Source organism: Streptomyces sp. NPDC048277, from assembly GCF_040652235.1.
In the GTDB taxonomy this organism is placed as follows: Bacteria; Actinomycetota; Actinomycetes; order Streptomycetales; family Streptomycetaceae; genus Streptomyces.
In genome coordinates this window covers 107844-122394 of record NZ_JBEZLQ010000008.1, presented here as the reverse complement: position 1 = coordinate 122394, position 14551 = coordinate 107844, and the positions used below count along the sequence as shown (strand labels likewise).

The following is a 14551-nucleotide window of genomic DNA, read 5'->3' as shown; positions in this document are numbered from 1 at the left end:
TGGCCGCCCTCAGCTGAAGTCGTAGACGGTGCGCTTGCGGAAGTACAGGAACTGAACCGCCGTCACGAGCAGGATCAACGCGAACAGGAGCATCGCCAGCGCGGAGGCGTAGCCGCTGCGGAAGAGCTGGAACGCCTGCTGGTAGATGTGGTAGTTCATCGTGTCCGTCGAACCGCCGGGCCCGCCCTGGGTCATCACGTACACGGTGTCGAACATCTGGAACGACCCGATGGTGTTGGTGACGAGCACGAAGAACATCGACGGCCGCAGCAGCGGAAGGGTGATCCGGAAGAACCGCTGCACGGGTCCCGCGCCGTCCAGGCCGGCGGCCTCGTAGAGCGACTCGGGGATCGCCTGCAGCCCGGCCAGCAGGAAGAGCATGGTGTAGCCGGTGTACTGCCAGATGTTCACCGAGGCCATTACCGGCATCGCCCAGGTCGTCGACGACAGCCAGGCCGGGCCGTCGACGCCGAACAGCGACAGGAACTGGTTGATCACACCGTGCTGCGGGTCGAAGGCCCAGCTCCACACGATGCCCAGGGCCACCGGCATGGCCATCCACGGCAGCACGAACAGCACCCGGAAGACCTTGCCGGCCCTGAGCCGGCGGTTCATCGCGAGGGCGAGCAGCAGGGCCAGCACCGTCTGTGCGGGGATGTTGAGCAGGACGTAGTAGACGGTGTTGCACACCGCCCGCCACACCTCGCTGTCGCCCATCATCTCGCGGTAGTTGGCGAACCCGACGAAGCGCGGGGCGCCCATCAGGTTCCAGTCGAAGAAGCTGATCACGACGACCCCGAGGATCGGAGCGACCAGGAAGAGGACGAACCCGACCAGGCTCGGCGCGAGCAGGACGTACGCCTCGACGGTGGTACGCATCCGGCTCCGTCTGCGGTACCGCACGCCGTCGGCGGCGGCTGTCGGTCTCGGTGCGGCGACTGGGATGTCATCGATCACATTCATGCTCCGGGAGGGCGGCTCAATCACATGCGCTAGAGCGAGGGAAAAAAGGGGACGCTGTGAGCCGAGGCCCGGTGAGGGAGGGGCTCGTGGCGCGTCCGCAGGGATGATGCGTCAGCACGCGAGAGTGAGTGTGAGCGCTAACATTATGCGGGTCAAGAGGTGGCGCACGGATCCATCGCTGCGGTCGAGCGCGTGCCGTGTGCCGGGACCGGGCTCGGCCACGCGCGACCGCCATGGACAGCCGGATCCTGCTCCACGGACTTCGCCCGGACTCCGGGTGGGACACGTGCGCGGCACGGGTGACGTGATCCCGCAGGTTGCCGACCATGTCGTAATTGCCTTCGCCGGTGTCGAACTTCACCGCGAAACCGCGCGGATTGCGCCGGCTGTCCGGGCTGCCACACTCCCCCGCCACGGTGGAGAACCGGATGGGAGTGGCCGACAGAGCCGCTTCTTTTCACCTGCGGCCGGCGCTCGGGATTCACTCCCGGTTGAGCTGCGCCATCTGCGCGATCAGATCGGCGTTCTGCAGGAGGATCGGCCCCTGGGTCAAACGTCTTCCGGGGCTCTTCTCCCCAAGTCACTGCCTGGGGCTTGGAATATTCGCGGTGAAAGGGGTACTCGACGAGACATCGGCCGGCGCGAGCTCAGCACGCGCGAGAAGCGGCCACCAGGGCGCCGGACCCACCGCGCCCCGGCCTGACCAATCCATATCGCCATCAGCGGCCGACTCTTCGGCCGGAGAGAGAGGAGAAGGCCGTGATCGCCCTCGGCGTCATCCTGCTCATCCTCGGACTCATCTTCAACATCGGCATCCTGTGGACGATCGGGATCATCCTGCTCGTGCTCGGGGCCGTCCTTTACCTCCTCGGCTCGGTCGGCCATGCGGTCGGCGGCCGACGGCACTATTGGTAGTTCTGGCAGCCCGCAGGGCTCAGCACAAAGGAGCGGGATCCCTGAAAAGAAGGGGGTCCCGCCGGCGCATGCCTTGTCAGTGCTTTCGGCGCTTTCAGCACTTTCGGTGTGTGAAGACGTCCTTCGGCTTCTCGGCCTGTCCTTCAGCCGTCATCCGCTCATTGCCCACGGTGCGGCCGACCGCTTCCTTGGCCCGGCCCATCTCCTCCACGCGGTCGGCGACCAGCCGTTCGTACGCCGTGTCCGCCGACAGATGCGCCCGCGCCACCAGGATGGTCTTGACGCGCTCGACGACCGAGGTCATCGCGACCAGAGCCAGCACCCCGGGAGTGGCGCCGTCGCCGGGGAGCGCGGGATCGCTCTCCACCCTCCGGGCAAGCCGCACCGGGTCAGGACTCGGCCTGGACCTCCTCGACCGCGCCCTGGCGTTCGACCTCGTCCCTGACCAGCATCGACAGCAGCGAGGCCACGGTGAGTCCGGCCTCGGCCGGATGGCGCAGGACCTTGCTCGGGTCGATCCGGTAATGGTTGGCACGACCCTTGCGGGTGTGGGAGAGGTAACCGTCCTGCTCCAGATCCGAGATGATCTTCTGGACGGCACGTTCGGTGAGCCGGCAGCGGGCCGCGATGTCCCGGATCCGCGCGTTGTGATCGTCGGCGATGCTCGCCAGGACGCGCGCGTGGTTGGTCACGAACGTCCATCCCGTGTGCGGCTCAGGCACTCCATCGACTCCAGGCATGACCAAATCCTACGACCGATCGTTCACGCACCCAAAAGCAGGAATTAAAATTCATGTATGTCTTGACGGGTGAGGACCGGGTGTAAGAGCCTGTTGAAGGAGACGTGGAGGAGGCGAAGATGACCGAACCGTCCTACGACGACGCGCTGTGTGCGAGTGAAGGCGTGGTCGTACGCGCCGCGCCGCCGCCGTCGGCCACCGCCCTGCTGGTGCAGGCGGGACCGGACAATGCCCGGGTGACCGTCACCGTGAGCGGGGAGTTCTGCCTCGACAACAGCCAGAACCTGCGGCGCGCCCTGACCCAGGCCCTCGCGCGGTCGGCGCAGGGAGTCGACCTGGACCTTGGGGGCATGACGTTCGCGGACTGCTCCGTCCTCAACGTCCTGCTGGCCGTACGCGGTCAAGCGGTGGCGGACGGGAAGTCGGTCACCATCACCACCGCCAGCGCGGTCGTCGAACGCCTGCTGACCTTCACGGAGACCTATCCCCTCTTCGCGCCCGCGGATGACGAGGGCGCGGAGGGCGACGAGGGTGCGGACGACGGGCTCCTGCAGACCGAGGTCGTCCAGCTGCGGCGCGCCCTGCGGACCAGGCCGGACATAGACCTGGCCCGCGGCATCCTCATGGCCTCCTTCGGCCTGGACCCCGACGAAGCGTGGGAGACGCTGGTCACGGCCTCCCAGAACACCAACACCAAGCTGCACCGTCTGGCCCGGAACGTGGTGGCCACCGTGGTGCAGGGGGCGCCGCTGCCGGATCAGGTCCAAAGGCAGCTCACGGCGGCCGTCACCCGGGCCCGGAGCGGACCGCAACGGCAGACGATGTGTTCGGAGCATGCGTAGGCGCCCTCTCGGGCCTCGCCCCTGACGCGTGGTCACTCGGCACCTCATCTGCTCTCCGTGTGTTGCCTGTTGACCGAGTTGCCCGGCACGGCATGTGCAAACAGGGCACCGTCCTCAGTAGCCGCCGAGCAGGGCACGCACCTGGCGCAGGGTGTCCGGTCCGGCGGCGCTGTGCCAGCGTGACGGGTCGGCGGGGCGGCGGCCCCACAGCAGCAGCACGCGTACGGCCGCGTCGCTCTCGATCGTCGCGGGGCCTTCGGGGGCCGCGAGCCGGATGGCCCCGCCGTCGGCGTCGGCCGTCACCACGACATCGTCCATGCCCGGCGTCCGCAGCCGGCCCTCGACCCGGCCGCCGGGCCCCAGGCCCAGCCCGGCGCGGCCCCTTTCCAGCAGGGGCCGGCCGACCGACACCACGCTGTGCTCCGTCATCCACGGTTCGTTGAGCGCCTGCACCGCCGTACGGTCGTCGCCGGTCAGGTCCCAGCGGTGCAGGATCAGTTCCTCCCGCATGTGCTCCGCGAAGAAGGGAACCTTCACCGTCCGGCCGGTCCACCTCACCTCCGTGTCCGGCGACAGATCCTGGGCGGCGGCCGCCGCGACCTCCGTCAGCCGCTCGCAGCGGTCCAGGAAGGCGGCCCACAGCTCGCTGTCGGACAGCCGTCGATACGGCTGCTCGCGCTCGAAGCCCCGCGTCTCCACCGGCGCCCCGTCGAGGACCGCCTGGAGCACCCGGGCCAGTTCTTCGGCATTGCCCGTCTGGTGAACAAGGACGTCCCGCACCGTCCACGCCTCGCACCAGGTGCCGTCGTCGGGGCGCCGCGCCTGCACGGCGTGCACGAAGGGCGCCAGTTCCGGCAGGGTCTCGTCCACCCGGGATGACATCATGCGCCATGGGTAGCGTCTCTGATCAACTAAGCGAACCTGTACGAACCGTGGGGTCCCGCGGAGGTCGTGCCCACCGTGGTGGGGTGGCGTGGGCGTGCAGGTGGAATCCTGCGCCCAGTGCTGCCCCGGTTGGCCGGTGTCGGCGGGTGGTGGGTGTGCTGATCGTCGTCACGCCCTGGTGCCGGTGGGCTGCGCGGGGCAGTCTCGTCCGGCCCGTGTGAGCGTGTCCCTCCGGACGCTTGCCCGCCGGCCCCGAAGGTCCGGTGGGGGAGGGTGCCCTGCGTCGCCTGGGCGCGGGGCGTGAGGTTGTGCGCCGGGTGGGTCCGGCCTTGGACCGGTCCCGGCGAGCTGGCGTGGTGGCCGGTTCGACCACCGCGGTGGCTTCGAGCTGGTCGACCACGCTACGGATGGCCATGCTGCCGCTGGCACGGTCCACCACGGTCTTGGTCTGGTGGGCAAGTCCGCGTGCGGCGATGCGCTGCCACGCCCCCATGTCGCGGTCGCCCTGCCAGCCGCACTCGGGGTTGGGACAGAGGGCCCATTTCCAGCCGGGTGTGGTGGGCCGGTCGGGGGCCTTGCGGTGGCGCAGCGGGACCAGGCAGTGGGGGCAGTGCTTAGAGGTGTTGCGTGCCGGGACGGTGACGACGGCGATGCCCGCTTCGGCGGCCAGGTGCCGGATCCGTTCCACGATCTGTCCGCGGACCTGTTGGGAAAGGCGGGTGTTGAGGGTGCGGCCCATGCGGCGGGCCTCCATCGAGCGCAGGTCCTCGATGTAGATCACGCTCGCACCGGCGGCGATGGCCTGGTCGACCGCCCATCGGGCTGCGGACCGGGCCAGGGCGTCGTTGAGATTCGAGCGCCGGTCCGACACACGCCGGATCTCCTCGGCCAGCACGGCATGCCTGTCGGTCAGACAATGGCTGTCGGTGTCGCCGATGAGCCGCTGGTAGTAGTCGGCCTTGGCGTGCAGGTACTCGGATGCGCGGCGCAGCCGGTGCTGTTTGGCCAGCACTCCGGCGGCCCGGAACTGGGCACCGGAGCCGAGCGCGGTGATCGTCCCGTTGTCGTGGAGGCGGACGGTGCCCGCGCTGAGCAGGGTGTTCAGGCCCCAGTCCACGCCCAGCGCGATCATGTGCCCGGTGCGCCGGGCCGCGGGCACGGAGTGAGTGTGGGCGAGGTCGGCCTGCACCCGGCCCCGCTGGATGCGCAGGGTCGGCAGGTGCAGCACCGCGACGGGCGGCACGGTCGGCGGCAGCGTGACCGGGCAGGCCACCCACGCCCAGTCCCCATACGAGCGCGGGTCGGGGCGAGTGGGCAGTTGCACCCTCAGCAGCGCCCGGCCCGGATCATCGGCACGGGCAAGGGCGGCCTGCTGGCCGTCACAGGCGGACAGCAGCAGCATCCGCGCCGCGCGGGGTGCGGCCTCCAACTCAAACACTCCGGCCGGCAACCGGCCGTGCCGGCGTTGGAAGGCGGCGATCTGCCGAGTCCGGGACCTGATCACACCGGACGGCAGATGCCGGCCGTCGGGGATCGCCTCGCGGACGGCATCCCACTCGCCCGGGGCGCGCCGGCCCGGATCGGCCGGCCACGTCCCGATCACGCCAGCCGTCAGATCGGCCCGCCACTTCACGGCGCGCAGCAGGCGCCCGGTCTGCTCCTGGGCCATGCGCACGATCCGGTCATTGACACGGATGCCTTCGGGCGGCGTCGCAGTCCAGTCCAGCCGTCGCAGCGCCATCCACGCGTTGGACGGCAACGCCCTGCCCCTGGCGTCCACACCCGAGGCCAGCGCTTCCACATCGGCCGCGTTCCAGTGCCTGTCCAGCAGTCCGGCGACCATGCCGCACACCAGATTGGCAGCCCACCCGACTCGCTCCGCGAGCATGGCGGCCGACAGCACCTCACCCGTCTTCTCCACCACACCGGTACGCAGCAGACCACGGACACAGGCTGTGCGGGCCGTCTCCCCCTCACCGAGCGGCAGCCTCCGGCTCACCGGTCCTCTCCCCTCACCCGTGGCGCTGTCATCCGATCAACGACAGGACCACGGAAAGGTCACGCATTCGATCCATGCGTTCACATAAAGCCATATCGCCGCTGAATAACCCAAACCAGAGTGAACACCACACCATCACAGGACAGACCACCGCATCACGGGGTGCCGGCCAGAAGGCTGTCACCAGCCGCAACCGGTGGTGATCTTGCGAGGGTGCCACCCGTGTGGGTGCGTCCGGGGTCGTACAGCTGCGCGGGTTGAGCACCCGAGAGGACGATCGACGACCGAAGCCCGTACCCCTTTTGGACTTGGACGACCTGGTCGAGCACTGGACGCTGTTGACGGACGAGCAGGGGCTCGTGTCCGGCGAGCGCGGTGCGACGCGACTGGGCTTCGCCATGTTGCTGAAGTTCTGTACGCAGTACGGCCGGTTTCCCCGGGGCCGGTTCGAGTTGCCGGATGAGGCGGTGGAGTTCGTAGCCGCGCAGATCCGCGGCCACCTGGGCTTTCGTGAGTGCAGTGTCGGGGACGCGGCCAAGCTGACCGCCTGGCTCGCCGAACACGTTGCGTGCACGGAGCGCCCGCCGGAACAGGTACGGGTGGAACTGCTGGCGCGCTGCCGCACAGAGAGCATCGAGCCGCCGACGCCGGGGCGGTGCGACCGGATCCTGGGCGCCGCGCTGCGAGCGGCTGAGCAGACGCTGACGGCGCGGATTTCGGCGCGGCTCACGGTCGAGAGCACGGAGCGGATCGTCGCCCTGAACTCCGGAGCCGGCCAAGAGGACGACGCCGTTCCCGGTGGCGCCGGCACCGGTGAGGACGAGGACGGCCCTCCGGCCCTGGGGAAGATCAAGGAGGCTCCGGGCAATGTGAGCCTGGAGACGACGCTCACCGAGATCGACAAGCTGCTCGCGGTGCGGGCGGTCGCACTGCCGACGGACCTGTCCGCGGATGTCGCCCAAGGGTGGTGGCCGGATGGCGGGCGCGGGCCGTGGTGGTGGAATCCCATTCCCACCTGCGCACTCACCCGCTGCCGCTGCGGGTGACGCTGCTGGCCGCGCGCTGCACTAGCGCGGGCGGAGAAGAAGGTCACCGAGCAGCTGGTCAACGCCTTCCAGAAGGTGTCGGGCAAGGAGAACATCCTCTTCAGGCTCGCCGAGGCGTCGATCGGCGAGCCTGAGGGCACGGTCCGCGAGGTCGTCTACCCGGCGGTGTCCGCGGGCGAGCAAACGCTTCGGGAACTGGCCCACGAGTTCAAGACCCGCGGCCCGGTCTAGCGGCGCACGGTGCAGACCACACTGAAGCGGTTGCGACGTCAGTGCCGCGGAGACCGGCTGACCATGCCGCACGATCCGCTGGTGGGGAACAGGTGAACCTGCGCACGCGTGGATCGCGTCGGCGTCCTGCATGGCGAGTCCGAGGGCCGCTCCTGGGCCACCGTGCCGACCTCCCCGCCTGGTGACGTCTTCCCACCGAGGAACGTCAGGCCCGCCAAGGCGGCCCGTGTGCGTCATGGCGGGTGCGCGAGGGTGTGAGCCCGGCATCGTTTGCTACGACGGCAGCCGGCGCCGCAACCTCCCCCTCGTCGGCCAGTACGCTCCGTAGTCGAGCGGGTTTGGGTCAGGTGGTGTGTTCGGTGGTGAAGTCTGCGATGGCGTCCTGCATCTGCTGAAGGCCCGGTTCTTCGAGAGGGTAGTGGCCGGCGTTGTCCAGCATGAAGGTGGTGACGGGGACCTTGGTGATGCGGGAGAGCACGGGGAGGCTCAGATGGCGGGGGCTCCAGCGGTCTTCGGCAGGCTGGGTCAGCAGGACCGGGCAGGCGTCGAAGTCCTCGGGCTCGACGGCCGGGGCGTAGTTCATGTAGCGGTCCAGGAAGCGGATGCTGACCCAGTTCGCGGCGGAGGTGCGGTCCTTCATGAAGACTTTCATGGCGCCTGGGTCGTTGGCGAGGGCGGACATCTTGCCGGCCAGGCTCATGGGGTACCTCGCCTTGGCGGCCGGGGTCCTGGCCGCCAGGCTCATGAAGGGGACGCCCGCACGTGCGGTGAGCCTGTCGTGGGAGGTCTCGTCGCGCACCTGCTGGTTGCGCTGGTCGAGGAAGGTCATGCCGACGATGCCGGCGAGGGTTTTGCGGGGGGCCTTGGCAGCGACGTGGTAGGTGAGCATGCCGCCCGCGCTGAGCCCGTAGAGGACGATGGGGCGGTCGTCGCGGGACTGCTCGAAGGCGAGGAAGTCGACGACGAGGTCGACCCAGTCGTCGTAGGAGGGTGTGATGCCCGGCTTGACCTGGGTGAGGCCGTAGCCGAGGTTGTCCAGGGCGACAGTCTCGAAGCCGCGCCGGGCGAGCGGGGCGCCGAGGATGAGGGACATCTGGCGGCCGTTGGTGCCGACTCCGTGGTGCAGGACGATCTTGGCCTTGGCGGCGGGGTTCGGGTAGCGGTCGAGGTGGACGCGGTGTCCGCGCCAGTCCCAGAACTCCTCCTCGGGTGCAGTGTCGTCGCTCAGGCGCAGGCAGGCGGGCAGGAACTCCTGGAGGTCGCGCCATGCCTGCTGATCGCGGTAGAGGGTGGTTGCGGAGGTGGTGCTCATGACGGGTGCCTTCCAGCTGCGGCCTGCTGGCGGGTCAGGCGGGGACTGAGGGAGCGGGGCAGCCCAGCGCCCCGTGGGTGATCATCTGCACGCCGGTCCTGAGGCCGCGGCGGGCCGTTTCGGCGTCGCGCAGGTCGTCCTCCAGGCCCCGGGTGAACGTGAGCAGCACGTCGGCCGCCTGCGGGGCGGTCTGGGGAACAACCGCGGCCAGGGCCGAGGTGACCAGCTCGGCCAGATGGTCGGTGTAGGCGGTGACCAGATGGGGGGTGTGGACGGAAGCGGCGGACAGCAGTTCGTAGGCGTGCAGGGGGCTGTCGCTCCACAGCCGGATGGCGACCTCCAGTTTCACCGCGAGCACGCCGAGTACCTTCTCCTCCGGCGTGGCCGCTGTGTGCGCCGCCTCATCGGCCGCCACGGAGGCCCGCTCCAGCCTCGCCTCGACGACCTTGGCGAATGCCGCGTCCTTGGTCCCGGCGTACTTGTAGACGGTCGGACGCGACAGCTGCGCCTCTTCGACGATGTCGGACATCGTCGTGCGGCGGAAGCCGTTGCGGCAGAAGCAGCGGTAGGCACTGTCGAGTACGACCTGGGCGGACGGAACTTTCGGCATGGCTACACATTTAACACCTAAAGATATATTTGTAAATCCAGTTCGTGTCATGCACGCCGGAAGGCATGCCGGGACATCCGCCCGGCCGCCGGTGCGGGAGGCATGTTTCCCATCCAAAACTCATGCCGCCGGGGTAGCGCGGTCACCAGCAGTACCACGCTCCGACAGGCGCGGCGGGCGTCCAACGAATCCGGACTTCCCGGGGCCCGACGGCGGCGCCGATCCAATCGGATCCAATCGCGGATGATGACAGGGTTTGCTGACAGCTAGGGTCGAATGCGACCACAGACACGGGGAGCGGCATGGCCAACCTGGTCTACAAACGGGTGTCGACCGACCAGCAGTCGACCGACTGTCAGAACCTCGTCCTGGACGAGGCCAGGATCGAGGACCTGGTCATCTTCGAGTAACAGGCCGGAACCTCCCCAGCGGTGCTGGTGGCTCGTTCATGGGGCAGCAGCGGCCGTCTTGGCGTTCCCGGTCGCGGGTGGGGTGTGGAATGTCGATGCGGCCGAGGCCGTGGCCGAAGGTGTCTGAGCTGACCGTGCAGGTGGCGCGGGCGCTGGCAGCACGGGGCCCGTATCCGTTGGCGATGCGGGTCCGTGACGAGCTGGGCGAGTTGTTCGCGGACGCCGAGTTCGCCGAGGCGTTCGGATCCAGAGGTCGGCCGGGCTGGTCACCGGGCCAGCTGGTGACGGTGCAAGGTATCGACTCCCTCGTACCGGGACAGGCCACTTGGCCCGGTATACGACGCCGGTGTACGACGAGCACTCCGCCGGCGAACGGCGGGCGCGCCGCAACCTCCGCTGAGTACGCCTACTCATGCCGGCCGGCACCGGGCCGGGGACGATGGGCTGTGTCGGCGCACGGACAGGAGACGGGGGCATGGGCAGATTTCTGGGGGCGGTGGCAGCGGTCGCGGCGGCGGCCGCGGCACTGGTCTTCGCATACGTGGCGGGGGCTCCGCCCGCGGTGGTGTTCGGCGTCGGGGCGGGCGTGCTGAGTCTGCTGTGGCTGCTGCTCCTGCTCACGCTGCCGTGGAACCTGTACTTCCGCGCGCATGCGGTGCTCGCCGAGATCGCGGTCAGCCGGGAGAAGGGGATCGAGGTCTCGCCGACCCGGGATGCCGAGGCCGCGCGCATCGCCCGCACCATGCTCCGGGCAGCGGTCGCGGGGCACCTCCTGACGGCGGCGGTCGTCCTGGCGGTCACCTGGTCGACGGGCGAGTTCACGGGCTACTGGTTCGCCGCGTTCTTCCTGCTGAGCACCTTCTTCCGCCCGGCCGGCGCGTACTTCGGCCAGCTCCGGCGGCGCCTCGGCACCCTGCTGAAGGACGTCACGTATCCGCGGGACGACGTCGTCGAGCTGCACGCGCGGCTGAACCGCGCCGAGGCCGGCACGCGGGTCCTGGAGGAGAAGGCGGAGGAACAGTACCGAGCCCTCGGCGAACTGCGCCGCGCCGTGGACGCGTTGGCGATGGGCACGTACGAGCGGGCCGAGGAGGCGGACCGCAGGATCGCGGCGCTGGGCAGGGAGTTCGAGTCCACGGTGAACCGGCTCACCGACAACCAGGAGATCATCGCGGGCGTGAAGGCGTTCCTGCGCCTGCTGCGCACCACCGACACGGCCGACGGCCCCCCGGCCTCCGGCTGACCGGGAACTCGGCTCGTCGAGTGCGATCGGCCGCACCCCGGGCTCCGGGGGCCGAACGGCCCGCCCCTCGGGTGCTGCCGTGCCGGCGGCTCCGAGGGGCTTCCCTTCGGCAGGGAACGTGGTGCCGTGGTGCTGTCAGGGGCTGCGTCTGCGGACCGGTGCGCGTCGTGAGGCCGGCTTGGCCTCCCGGGGCAGCGGCTTCGGCTTCGGCTTCGGCCGTACGGTCTCCTCGGTGTCGAGCACCTGGTCGCCGTACAGGTCCTGCAGCCAGTTGGTCTGGTAGATGGTGTCGAGGTAGCGCTCGCCGAGGTCCGGTGCGACGGCGACCGCGGTGATGTCACTGGTGTCGTGCCGGGACAGCCAGTCCGCGGCGCCGCTGACCACCGTGCCGGTGGAGCCGCCGAACAGGAAGCCGTGTCTGGCCAGGCGGTGGCACATCCGGATGGTGTCCGTCTCCTCCACCCGGATCACCTCGTCGACGAAGGACTCGTCGAGCAGCGGCGGGCGCATGCTCATCCCGAGCCCCGGGATCATCCGGCGGCCCGGTTCGCCGCCGAACGCCACCGAGCCGACGGCGTCCACGGCGACGATCCGGACCGGACGGTGGTACTCGCGGAAGTAGCGTGCGCAGCCCATCAGGGTTCCGGTGGTGCCCGCCCCGACGAACAGGACGTCGAGGTTGGGGAACCGCCGGGTGATCTCCGGGCCGGTCGTACGGTAGTGGGCCAGCCAGTTGCCGGCGTTGGTGTACTGGCTGAGCCAGACGTACCGGTCGTCGGTGGCGCACAGGTTGCGGACGTACTCGATCCGTGTGCCGAGGAACCCGCCGTTGGAGTCCTGGTCGGCCACGATGTGCACCTCGCTGCCGAGCGCCTCCATCAGGAGCCGGGTCGACAGGTTGCACCGGGAGTCCGTCACGCACAGGAACCGGTAGCCCTTGCTCGCGGCGATCATGCTGAGTGCCACGCCCAGGTTGCCGGACGAGGACTCTACGAGGACGGAATCCGCGGTCAGGATTCCGTCCCGCTCGGCGCTCTCCACCATCTCGTTCGCGGCCTTCAACTTGATGGAACCGGCGAAGTTGAAGGCCTCGCACTTGAGATACAGCGGGTATCCGCAGATCGACGCGAGGTCGACGAAGAGGTCGCCCTCGTTGAAGGCGTGGGGGGCGGATATGACGGGCACGGCGGGCCTCCTGGTGCCGGGCCGAGGACGACGGTCTCAGCCGTACCGGCGCAGTTCGTGGAAGAAGTCATCGATGAGACGCAGGTCTCCGGCCCGGGTCACCTCGTCGTAGACGTACTTGCCGACGGCGAGGTCCAGGACGCCGAGTCCGAAGGGCGAGAAGATCACCGGGCGGTCGGCCGGCGGCGCGGCCCGTCCGGCCATCACGTCGCCGAGGGTTCCGTTGAGGAAGTCGCGGTTGCCGGTGAGCTGTTCGACCAGATGGGGCGACGTGTCGGCCTTCAGGCAGTGCTCGACGTCGTCGACGAAGTTGGCCGAGGCCAGCAGGACCTCGGGGGCGAGGTCGCGCAGGGACACGTGCAGGACCAGCGGGTTGTGGGTGAACAGGGCCGGGTCCGTGACATGCGGCCGGCCTGCGATGGTGGCGAAGACCACGAGGTCGCTGGCGCGGACGAGGTCCTCGGCGCTGTCGTGGACGGTGATCCGCGCGCCGGTGCCGGTCCCCCGCAGGTAGCCGCTGAAGCCGGCGGCGCTGTCGGCGGACAGGTCGTGCACGCCGACCTCGTCGAAGTCCCAGCCGGTGCCGGCCAGGAAGGTGTGGATGTAGCGGGCGATCAGGCCGGTGCCGAAGAACCCGACCCGGGTGGGGCGGGTCCGGCCGCGGCTGAGCCAGTCGGCGGCCAGGGCCGCGGACGCCGCCGTCCTGGTGGCGCTGATGATCGAGCTCTCCAGGCAGGCGAACGGGTAGCCCGTGTCGTGCTCGTTGAGGATGAGCACCGCGGAGGCCCGCGGCAGCCCTGCGCTCACGTTCTCCGGGAAGCTGGAGACCCACTTCAGGCCGTCCACGTGGACCTGTCCGCCGAGGGAGGCAGGCAGCGCGATGATCCGTGAGGTGGGGCGGTCGGCGAAGCGCAGGAAGTACGACGGCGGGTTGACCGAGTCTCCGGCGTCGTGCAGCCGGTAGACGGTCTCGACCAGCTCCATGAGCTGTTTCTCGCGTCCGCTCAGCGCTCGCTGCACCTGCTCACCGGTGATCACCGCGAAGGTCGGTACGCCACCCCGCCCGGACGTGGCCGAACGGTCGGCCGACGACAGCACATCGGTCATCGCTCGCTCGCCTCCGTCGCCGCGCAGTCGTCGGCCGGCCGCACGGGCTCGGCCATGCCGACCAGCACCTGCCGTTCCCCGGTGAACGCCTCTCGGCTGTGCGCGGTGCGGATGTTGTCCACCAGCAGCAGGTCACCGGCCTGCCAGGGTTCGCGCCGGGTGTGTGCCTCGTAGGTGGAGTTGATGAGCTGGACGACGTCCTCCTCGATCGGAGTGCCGTCGCTGTGGCGGGTGTTGAACGGCAGGCCGTCGGCGCCGTAGACGTCCACGAGGTACTCGCGCACCTCGGGGGCGAGGGTCCACTCGTTGAGGAAGGCGATCTGGTTGAACCAGCAGCGCCGGCCCGTGGCCGGGTGCCGGACGACGGCGTTGCGGCGCTGCTCGGTGCGCAGCGAGCCGTCGGGCTGCCAGCGGAAGTCGATGGCGTTGGCCCGGCAGTAGCGCTCGATCTCGGCGCGGTCGCCGGTGCCGAACGACTCCGTCAGGCTCGCCCCGATCTCGTCGTTGTAGCTGCGGGTCAGGATCCATCCGTCCCGCTCGAACCGTTCGGTGAGCGCGCCGGGCAGGGCCCGCAGCACCTCCTCGGCGTCGGCCACCGCCGTCGCTCCGCCCTGCTCGGGCGCGGTCAGGCAGGCGAACAGCATCAGGCCGGGCACCTGGAGCTGGTAGCTCAGCTCGTGGTGCATGCACATCGGCTGGTTGGCAGGCCACGGCGTGGCGGAGTAGAGCCCGCGGCCGTGGGCCTCGCGGGGGGCGAAGGCCTCCCGCTCGGTCATGAGGTCACCGGCCAGCCGCCCGAAGACGGCACCGACCTGGCCGGTGTCCCGCAGACCGAGGCCGCGGACGACCAGCGCCCCGTGCTCCGCGACCTGTGCGCGCAGCGCTTCACGGTGTTCGCCCGCCCAGCGCGGGGCGTCGTCGGGCGGATCGACGTGCAGGAGTGCCGGTCCGTCCGGCCGTAGCTGCACATCGAGCGGTGATGCCAGGGATGAGAACGGCATCTCGGGTTCCTTTCGGGCGACCGTCTGGGTTTCGACGGTGGTCAGTTCGAGAGTGATCGGTT

The 14551-nt window shown here is 69.6% G+C and carries 15 protein-coding genes and 1 pseudogene; 5 read left to right on the top strand and 11 right to left on the bottom strand.

Annotation, left to right across the window (positions count from 1 at the left end; translation table 11 throughout):
• Positions 1-9: 9 nt before the first annotated feature.
• Positions 10-879 (bottom strand): sugar ABC transporter permease, encoded by an 870-nt coding sequence (locus AB0D85_RS19395; protein WP_362321581.1) that lies wholly within the window; start codon positions 877-879, stop codon positions 10-12.
• A gap of 400 nt (positions 880-1279) precedes the next feature.
• A pseudogene (locus AB0D85_RS19390) lies at positions 1280-1516 on the bottom strand (catalase); the annotation flags it as partial.
• A 206-nt stretch (positions 1517-1722) separates the two neighbouring features.
• Here AB0D85_RS19390 and AB0D85_RS19385 point away from each other — a divergent pair.
• Entirely contained in the window at positions 1723-1878 is a 156-nt protein-coding gene (locus AB0D85_RS19385) for a DUF6131 family protein (RefSeq protein WP_362321579.1), read from the top strand.
• A gap of 94 nt (positions 1879-1972) precedes the next feature.
• Here AB0D85_RS19385 and AB0D85_RS19380 read toward each other — a convergent pair whose 3' ends face one another.
• Both AB0D85_RS19380 and AB0D85_RS19375 read right to left on the bottom strand, forming a co-directional pair.
• Positions 1973-2263, bottom strand: a complete 291-nt coding sequence (locus AB0D85_RS19380) for a CsbD family protein (protein WP_362321577.1) — start codon at positions 2261-2263, stop codon at positions 1973-1975.
• 4 nt (positions 2264-2267) lie between these two features.
• Complete coding sequence (locus tag AB0D85_RS19375) at positions 2268-2618, bottom strand: ArsR family transcriptional regulator (RefSeq protein ID WP_362321575.1); 351 nt, start codon at positions 2616-2618, stop codon at positions 2268-2270.
• 119 nt (positions 2619-2737) lie between these two features.
• On the opposite strand from AB0D85_RS19375, the gene AB0D85_RS19370 reads away from it, so the two are divergent.
• Positions 2738-3460, top strand: a complete 723-nt coding sequence (locus AB0D85_RS19370; protein ID WP_362321573.1) for an ANTAR domain-containing protein — start codon at positions 2738-2740, stop codon at positions 3458-3460.
• Between the two features lie 114 nt (positions 3461-3574).
• Here AB0D85_RS19370 and AB0D85_RS19365 read toward each other — a convergent pair whose 3' ends face one another.
• Together AB0D85_RS19365 and AB0D85_RS19360 are read right to left on the bottom strand one after the other, a co-directional pair.
• Positions 3575-4345 carry a maleylpyruvate isomerase N-terminal domain-containing protein gene (locus tag AB0D85_RS19365; protein WP_362321571.1) on the bottom strand — a complete coding sequence of 257 codons (771 nt, stop codon included), beginning with the start codon at positions 4343-4345 and terminating at the stop codon, positions 3575-3577.
• Positions 4346-4367: 22 nt separating this feature from the next.
• Complete coding sequence (locus AB0D85_RS19360) at positions 4368-6344, bottom strand: transposase (protein WP_362321569.1); 1977 nt, start codon at positions 6342-6344, stop codon at positions 4368-4370.
• Positions 6345-6568: 224 nt separating this feature from the next.
• On the opposite strand from AB0D85_RS19360, the gene AB0D85_RS19355 reads away from it, so the two are divergent.
• Together AB0D85_RS19355 and AB0D85_RS19350 are read left to right on the top strand one after the other, a co-directional pair.
• Positions 6569-7390: a DUF4158 domain-containing protein gene (locus tag AB0D85_RS19355; protein ID WP_362321567.1), complete on the top strand. Its 822-nt coding sequence runs from the start codon at positions 6569-6571 to the stop codon at positions 7388-7390.
• A gap of 75 nt (positions 7391-7465) precedes the next feature.
• A complete protein-coding gene (locus AB0D85_RS19350; RefSeq protein ID WP_362321565.1) occupies positions 7466-7621 on the top strand; it encodes a hypothetical protein in 156 nt (51 codons plus the stop codon).
• A 343-nt stretch (positions 7622-7964) separates the two neighbouring features.
• On the opposite strand, the gene AB0D85_RS19345 is transcribed toward AB0D85_RS19350, so the two are convergent.
• Entirely contained in the window at positions 7965-8933 is a 969-nt protein-coding gene (locus AB0D85_RS19345; protein ID WP_362321563.1) for an alpha/beta hydrolase, read from the bottom strand.
• A gap of 34 nt (positions 8934-8967) precedes the next feature.
• Entirely contained in the window at positions 8968-9543 is a 576-nt protein-coding gene (locus tag AB0D85_RS19340) for a helix-turn-helix domain-containing protein (RefSeq protein WP_362321561.1), read from the bottom strand.
• An 885-nt stretch (positions 9544-10428) separates the two neighbouring features.
• Here AB0D85_RS19340 and AB0D85_RS19335 point away from each other — a divergent pair.
• Entirely contained in the window at positions 10429-11196 is a 768-nt protein-coding gene (locus AB0D85_RS19335; RefSeq protein WP_362321559.1) for a hypothetical protein, read from the top strand.
• 135 nt (positions 11197-11331) lie between these two features.
• Here AB0D85_RS19335 and sbnA read toward each other — a convergent pair whose 3' ends face one another.
• The 3 genes from sbnA to AB0D85_RS19320 are packed head-to-tail and all read right to left on the bottom strand — an operon-like array spanning position 11332 to position 14489.
• Complete coding sequence (gene sbnA, locus AB0D85_RS19330; protein WP_362321557.1) at positions 11332-12381, bottom strand: 2,3-diaminopropionate biosynthesis protein SbnA; 1050 nt, start codon at positions 12379-12381, stop codon at positions 11332-11334.
• Between the two features lie 36 nt (positions 12382-12417).
• Positions 12418-13488 (bottom strand): 2,3-diaminopropionate biosynthesis protein SbnB, encoded by a 1071-nt coding sequence (gene sbnB, locus AB0D85_RS19325; protein ID WP_362321555.1) that lies wholly within the window; start codon positions 13486-13488, stop codon positions 12418-12420.
• Complete coding sequence (locus AB0D85_RS19320; RefSeq protein WP_362321553.1) at positions 13485-14489, bottom strand: TauD/TfdA family dioxygenase; 1005 nt, start codon at positions 14487-14489, stop codon at positions 13485-13487. Before AB0D85_RS19320 ends, sbnB begins: the two co-directional genes overlap by 4 nt.
• Positions 14490-14551 lie beyond the last annotated feature (62 nt).